Raw genomic sequence first — 6800 nt, forward strand, 5'->3', positions numbered from 1 at the left:
GGTTCCGGCCGACACCGCGCCATCCGGCGCCCATGTGGGGCTGGGCGAGGTGCCGTCAGAGGGCGACGAAGCGGGGCCGGTCGGTGTCCGGGTCGGTGTGCGGCTCGGTGTCCGTCCCGGTGGCTCGGTCGGTCGCTCCGGTGCTCGTTCGAGAGCTCAGGCCGAGCGTCAGGGCGCCCCCGGCCCCGAGCAGGGCCGCGACAGCGCCACCGAGGAACACCGTCTGAACCTGCACCACCCCGGCCCCGATGAGTGCGTCGGTGTCGAGCTGGTTCGGGAGGCGGCGGACGGCATCGAAGTAGCGGCTGAGGCCGATCGAGGTGAGCAGCGCCAGCCCCACGACCATCCCGACCATGCGCGCCACGACGACGAGGGAGCTCGCGACGCCGTGGGAGTGGGCCGGCGAGTCGGCGAGCGCCGCGTCGTTGACCGGAGCGAGGGCCAGACCCATGCCGAGCCCGACCACCACGAGCACCACCGTGGCGGGCACCGTCTCGGTGACGGACTGGAGCGTCCACCCGGACATGACGAGCAGACCGGCGCCGGCGAGCAGCAGGCCGGGCCCCGCGACCGCCCCGTCGCCGAGCCGCCGCAGCGCCAGCCCGCCGAGCAGCGCGCCGACCGGGACGGCGAGCAGGAAGCGGACGAGGACCAGCGCAGCCCCCGTCTCGTCGTAGGCGTCGGTGAGCCGGGCGAGGAGCGGCACATCGACGACGACGGCGACGAGGGCCGCCCCGACGAGAAGGCTGACGACGAGCGAGCGCAGGCCACGCGCGCCCAGGGTGCCCCGAGGGATCAGCGGGTCGGCGGCGCGCCGGTGCCACCACGCCAGGGCCACGAGAGCGAGCGCGCCGACCGGCAGCAGGCTGTAGCCGAGCGGCCCGACGACCTCCTTCTCCGGGTCCGAGGAGGCGAAGGTCAGCACGAGGCAGCCGAGCGCCACCGCGACGAGAAGGGCCCCGACGAGGTCGGCCCGCCGCAGCACGGCCCACCAGCGCGGGGCGGTGAGCGCCGCCACGACGACCAGCAGGCCCAGACCAGCGACACCGATCGGAGTCAGCAGCCGGGACGTGCCGGTGAACGGCACGAACGGGGCTCCCAGCGCCACGTCGGTCACGAGCGACTCCGGGGCCGCCAGGGCGAGGCCCGTCGCGGCGAGTCCCAGCACCAGCAGCACGACCACGACCGCCGACACGAGCCTCCAGCGGGTCGTGTGCGCGCTGCCCGGGGTAGGGGTCCGTCCGCCCTCCGCCTGCCCGCGGGTCCCGAGGACGTGGATGACGGCATACAGCACGAGGGCGGCGGCGACGTTGAGCCAGAAGATCGCTCGCCAACCGGACCACGCGAGGACGACGGCTCCGAGCACCGGTCCGAGCACCGAGCCGAGCTCCTGCACGGCCCCGACGACGCCGAGCGGCGTGCCGCGGCGGTGGGCCGGCCACAGGTCCGCGACGAGCGCGAGCGTCGCCGGCACGAGCCCTCCTCCGCCGATGCCCTGGAGCACCCGTCCGGTGACGAGGACCGGCATCTCGACGGCGAGTGCCGTCACGGCGGACCCGACGACGAAGACCAGAAGGCAGCCGAGCAGGATGCGGCGCCGGTCGAGCAGGTCCGACAGGCGCCCGATCAGCGGGAGCACGGCGATGTAGCCGAGGAGGAACCCGGAGATGATCGGGGTCGCGCGCTGCAGGGCGTCGATGCCGATGCCGACCCCGGCCATCATGTCGGTCAGGGCCAGGACGACGACGTAGGTGTCGGCGGCCGCGAGCGCCACCGCGGCCGAGGCCGCCGCGAGCAGGGCGAACCGGTGCGTGCCGTGCGCGGTGGCGGAGGGCATCGCGGGCCCTCAGGGCTTGGTGATGGTGACGGGTCGGCCGTACTGGTCGAGCGTCAGCGTGTAGGTCGAGGTGGTCCCCGCACCGAAGAACGGTCCCGCGATGGCGACCTGGCGCAGCTCCTGGGTGTCGGTGAGCCCGTAGGTCGCCGAGAAGGTTCCGTTGCTGTCGCCGATGAGGAAGAGGTCCGTGACCGCCTTCCCCGGCAGGCTGCCCTTGATGGTGGACAGCACCTCGGAGCCGCGGCGCACCTTGTCACCGGCGCTGGGCGACGTCGTGGCCGTGAGGAGCGTGGTGAGCCCCTTCTCGGGCGAGAAGAGGACGGCGGGGTCGGGCACGTTGAAGGTCTTGGGGTCGATCTTGTTGGTGCCCGGGATCAGCGGCAGCCTGGCGTAGACGTCGCCGCCGAGCGAGGTGATCTCGGCGTCGGCCTGCACGCCCTTGAGGCTCACCTTGAAGGTGCCCTTGAACGCCGGCGGGTGCTTGCCCCAGCCGTCGGCCGACACGACGCCGGAGGAGCCCTGCGGCACGTCGGAGCTGGCGAGCTGGAGGTGCACCGAGGGGGCGGCGTCGACCTTGGCCTTGGCCGCCGCCAGGCGCTGCGCCGGCGACAGCTGCGTCTGGTTCGGCGAGGCGCCGTCCGGGCTCGAGCAGGCCGCGACGGTGACCACGCACGTCGCCGAGAGGGCAGCGGCCGCAAGCTTTCCGGTGATGCGCATGCGCGTCAGGCTAACCGAGTGGTGCGGCACCGCTCGGCTGGCCGCGCCAGGTGGGTATGGCTAGGTTCGGGGACCGCGGCGGGACCGCCTCGCCACCTGACGAAGGAGCACGAACCCATGGCACTGCTCGGAGTCATCCTGCTACTGCTCGGCGTCGCAGTGGGCGTCGTCGCCTACGTCGCCACCCACGCCGCCACCGCCGTCGTCCCGGTCACGGCGCTGGGCCTGACCCGCAACGCGTCCCCGCTCGAGCTCGTGCTCTACGGCGTGGTCGCGATGCTGCTCTTCGCCCTCGGCTGGGCGCTCCTGGCGGCGGCGGCCCGCCGTCGGGCTCGACTGCGCCGCGAGGAGAAGGAGCGCGCCCGTGTCGCCGAGATCGAGGAGGGCGCCGAGGCCACGCGCCGCGAGCACGAGGACCGCCTGCACGAGGCCGGCCTGCGCGACGAGGACCTGCGCCGTCGTGAGAACGAGCTCGCCGCCCGCCACGAGGGCCTCGACACCCGGGAGGCCGAGCTGGCCGACCGTGAGTCCCGGCTGCGCGAGCGCGAGCAGCCGTCGGTCGCCGACGTCGTGACCGGCCGCGCCGAGGGCAGCGTCCACGAGGGCACCGCGTCCTGGCGGACGTCGGGAGACGACACGCGCGACTACGCCCACGACGACACGAGCCACAGCGGCACCGCCTACGGCGACACGGCATACAGCAGCGACACGACGTACGGGAGCGACCGCGACGACACGGCATACGGCGCCCACCACGGGGGGACGGCCCACGCCGAGGGCGTCTCCGAGCACACCGGCTCGACGGTCGCCGAGGAGCGCGAGCAACGCGACTCGTCGGTGTGACCAGGCACGCTGCCTACGTCTTCGACCTCGACGGCGCCGTCCGGGACTTCGGCCCGGGCGACGCCGCTCCTGCCATCGAGGCGGCCCTGGGGCTGCCCGCCGGGCACGTCTCGACGACGGCGTTCCGCAGTGACCTGCTGCTGCCGACCATCACCGGCCGGCAGGGCTTCGTTTTCGACGCGGTGCTCAACAGCGCCGACTTCGGCGTCGTGAAGCCGGACTCGCGGGCCTACACCGCAGCCCACGCCGTGATCGAGGCCGACGTGGGGCGCGAGCTGGGCCGTGGGGAGGTCTGGTTCACCGATGACCGGGCCGAGAACGTCACGGCCGCCCGTGAGTTCGCTTGGCACGCAGAGTTGTTCACCCTCGGCCGGAAGTGGGCGCTGCCGGGAGCGTGACGACGGCGCGCACCCCGGGTGCAGCGTCCTCCAGCGTCACGTCCCCGCCCCGGCGCCGTAGGAGGGCTCGGGTGATGGGCAGGCCGAGGCCGGTGCCCCCGCTGTCGCGGTCGCGAGCCTCGTCGAGGCGGGTGAAGCGGTCGAAGACGCGCTCACGGTCGGCAGCGGGTATGCCGTGCCCGTCGTCGGTGACGACGACACACACCTGGTGGTGGCCGGGATCGGTGACGCGGTAGGCGTCGAGCACGACCGAGCCCTGAGCGTGACGCACCGCGTTGTCGACGAGGTTGGTCAGGGCGCGGGTCAGGTCCACCGCCGGCACGGTCACCTCGAGCCGGTGGCTGGGGAGGTGACGCGCCGTCCGCACGGGCACGCGGGCGGAGCGGTACCGCTCCACGATCTCGTCCAGCAGCGCAGCCACGTCGACGCACGACGGTGGACCCGGGGCTCCCGGCGTGGCGGCGTCGTCGGTGCGGGCCAGGAGCAGCAGGTCGTCGACGAGCCGGGAGAGCCGGTCCACGTCGGGCAGGAGCTCCTCGGGCAGCCGGCCGCCCTCCCGGAGGCGCTGCGCGACCTCGAGCTGGGTGCGCAGGCTCGCCAGCGGGCTGCGCAGCTCGTGCGCGGCGTCGGCGACGAAGGCACGCTGCCTCCGGCGAGCCGTGCCGATCCGGTCGAGCATGGCGTTCAGCGTGGTGGCGAGAGCACTCACCTCGTCGTCGGTCGGCGGGACCGGGAGGCGCACGTCCTCCGACGACGCGTCGTCGATGCGTTCCGCCCCCTGGCGCAGCGCCTCGACGGGCGCCAGCGCGGCCCCGATGACCCGCCAGGCGATCACCGCGAGCACTGCGAGCAGCAGGGGAAAGATCACGAGGAGCAGCCAGCGCACCGTTCGGGCACTCTGCTCGATGTCGGCCGTGGAGGCGGCCGCCACGACGGTGTAGGTGCGGCCTGGGCCTCCCTGCGGACCGGCCGCGACCGCCGCGACCTGCAGCCGGCCACTGAGGCCCGAGCGACTCCCCGGCACGACGACCGTGTCTCCGGCCAGGGCCTGGCGACGCTCGGCGTCGGTGACGAGCGCGGTGAGCCGGTCGGCGGTCACCGAGCCGCTGACGACCCGTCCCTCGGCGTCGAGGACCTGGAGCACCTGTGCGCCAGACACCGGTACGGGGTCGGGGACTCGGCCCGCGTCGACGAGCAGGGCCACCTGCTGGGCGCTCGCGCGGGCGGCCGCCTCGACCGAGCGGGACAGCGACCCGGTCAGCACGACGTAGAGGAGCACCCCACCGACGGCAAGGGCGCCCGCGACCCCGAGGAGCCCGACGAGCATGAGGCGTCCGCGCAGCCCCAGTCCCGCGAGACGACGAGCGCCTCTGCGGAAGAAGGCCTCCCGGGGCCGGCCCGCGTTCACCGCGCCATCCGGTAGCCGGCGCCGCGCACGGTCTCGATCCGCGACCGCCCGAGCTTGCGTCGCAGGTAACCGACGTACACCTCGACGACGTTCGGGTCCTCCCTGCCGCCCCAGACCCGCTCCAGCAGCTCCTCCTTGGGCACGACGGCGTCACCCGCGCGCAGGAGGTGCTCGAGCAGGCGGAACTCACGCGGGGCGAGCGCCACTTCGGCGCCGTCCACCTCGACGCGTCGGGTGGACGGGTCGAGACTCACGCCCGAGTGCCGCAGGACGACCGGCCGCGGGGCGGGGTCACGGCGCAGCAGCGCCCGTAGACGGGCGAGGAGCACGACGAACGAGAAGGGCTTGGTGAGGTAGTCGTCTGCGCCGTAGTCGAGGCCGTCCGCCTCGTCGTACTCTCCGTCCTTCGCGGTGAGCAGGAGGACCGGGACCCAGTTCTCCTCCTCCCGCAGGGTCCGCACGACGGTGTAGCCGGACAGGCCTGGCAGCATGATGTCGAGGACGACCACGTCGTAGCCGCCGAAGCGCGCCGCGTCGAGCCCGGCGACCCCGTCGGCGACGTGGTCCACGACGAAGCCCTCGGCGCCGAGTCCGCGCGCCAGGGCGGCGGCCATCCGGGCCTCGTCCTCGACCAGCAGCACCCGCACACGGCAACCATGGCACGCGGCGCGGGAAGGAGGCCGTCGAGCGGCCGACACGGCGCCCGTCCCTTCTCAGTCGCCTCTCAGCCGGACAGGCGCACGATGGGTCCATGAGCATCTTCACCGAACACCCGGCCGCCCGCTGGGGCCTGCCGGCCGCCGCCGTCGGGGTCATCGGCGTCGCGGCGCTCGCGCTGAACCAGTCGGCGTCCGCCGACTCCGGCCTGCCCTCCCGGACGGCCCAGCAGCTGCTCGCGGACGTGCGCTCCGCCGACGTCTCGCGCCTCTCCGGCACCGTCGTGCAGACCTCGGACCTCGGGCTGCCGCAGCTGCCGGGCCTCACCGCGGGCGGCCCGGCCGGCGGCGGCGCCGGTGGAGGGGGCCTGACGGCGGCCGGCGGGAGCTCGCTCACCTCGCTCCTGTCGGGCACCCACACGTGGCGCGTCTGGGTCGACGGGCCGTCGCGACAGCGGCTCGCCCTCGTCGGCACGAGCGGTGAGTCCGACGTGATCCGCAACGGCTCCGACCTGTGGCTGTGGTCGAGCGCAGACAAGACGGCCGTTCACCACACCCTCGGCACGGGTCACCGCCCTGGCCAGCCGGGCACGGCGCCCCACCGCCCCTCGGGCACCCTCCCGGGGGGCGTCCCGAGCACTCCGGACCAGGCGGCCTCGGCGGCGCTGGCCGCCATGGGCAAGGACACGGCAGTGACGACCTCGGGGGCCGCGTCGGTCGCCGGCCGGTCGGCATACGAGCTCGTCCTGACCCCGAAGGACACGGCCACGCGGGTGGCGTCGGTGCGCATCGCGATCGACGCAGAGAAGCACGTGCCGCTGCGGGTGCAGGTCTACTCGACCAAGGTGTCCAACCCGGCCTTCGAGGTGGGCTTCACCGCCGTCGACTTCTCGACGCCGGAGGCACGTCAGTTCGCCTTCACCCCGCCCGCCGGCACGACG

Annotated in this window: 7 protein-coding genes; 3 read left to right on the forward strand and 4 right to left on the reverse strand. The window is 74.2% G+C overall.

Annotated elements, in window-relative coordinates:
• Positions 1–55: 55 nt before the first annotated feature.
• Entirely contained in the window at positions 56–1837 is a 1782-nt protein-coding gene (locus ABD194_RS09305; protein ID WP_343990545.1) for an MFS transporter, read from the reverse strand.
• Positions 1838–1846: 9 nt separating this feature from the next.
• Entirely contained in the window at positions 1847–2554 is a 708-nt protein-coding gene (locus ABD194_RS09310; protein ID WP_343990547.1) for an LppX_LprAFG lipoprotein, read from the reverse strand.
• 117 nt (positions 2555–2671) lie between these two features.
• Here ABD194_RS09310 and ABD194_RS09315 point away from each other — a divergent pair, with 117 nt between their 5' ends.
• A complete protein-coding gene (locus ABD194_RS09315) occupies positions 2672–3397 on the forward strand; it encodes a hypothetical protein (protein WP_343990549.1) in 726 nt (241 codons plus the stop codon).
• Positions 3394–3795 carry an HAD family hydrolase gene (locus tag ABD194_RS09320; protein ID WP_343990551.1) on the forward strand — a complete coding sequence of 134 codons (402 nt, stop codon included), beginning with the start codon at positions 3394–3396 and terminating at the stop codon, positions 3793–3795. The genes ABD194_RS09315 and ABD194_RS09320 overlap by 4 nt, the downstream gene beginning before the upstream one ends.
• On the opposite strand, the gene ABD194_RS09325 is transcribed toward ABD194_RS09320, so the two are convergent.
• Entirely contained in the window at positions 3758–5203 is a 1446-nt protein-coding gene (locus ABD194_RS09325; RefSeq protein WP_343990553.1) for a sensor histidine kinase, read from the reverse strand. The two genes, ABD194_RS09320 and ABD194_RS09325, sit on opposite strands and share 38 nt — an antisense overlap.
• Positions 5200–5850 carry a response regulator transcription factor gene (locus ABD194_RS09330; RefSeq protein ID WP_343990555.1) on the reverse strand — a complete coding sequence of 217 codons (651 nt, stop codon included), beginning with the start codon at positions 5848–5850 and terminating at the stop codon, positions 5200–5202. The genes ABD194_RS09325 and ABD194_RS09330 overlap by 4 nt, the downstream gene beginning before the upstream one ends.
• 104 nt (positions 5851–5954) lie before the next feature.
• On the opposite strand from ABD194_RS09330, the gene ABD194_RS09335 reads away from it, so the two are divergent.
• Positions 5955–6800, forward strand: an 846-nt coding sequence (locus tag ABD194_RS09335; protein ID WP_425579966.1) for a LolA family protein, incomplete at its 3' end; no start/stop codon positions are given.

Origin of the sequence: Terrabacter terrae (assembly GCF_039529575.1) — a bacterium.
GTDB classification, from domain to species: domain Bacteria; phylum Actinomycetota; class Actinomycetes; order Actinomycetales; family Dermatophilaceae; genus Terrabacter; species Terrabacter terrae.

What these genes read in the sequence shown, in the direction of transcription:
- ABD194_RS09305 (WP_343990545.1), bottom strand. Translation starts at nt 1,837, where the DNA reads ATGCCCTCCGCCACCGCGCACGGCACGCACCGGTTCGCCCTGCTCGCG.
- ABD194_RS09315 (WP_343990549.1), top strand. Translation starts at nt 2,672, where the DNA reads ATGGCACTGCTCGGAGTCATCCTGCTACTGCTCGGCGTCGCAGTGGGC.
- ABD194_RS09310 (WP_343990547.1), bottom strand. Translation starts at nt 2,554, where the DNA reads ATGCGCATCACCGGAAAGCTTGCGGCCGCTGCCCTCTCGGCGACGTGC.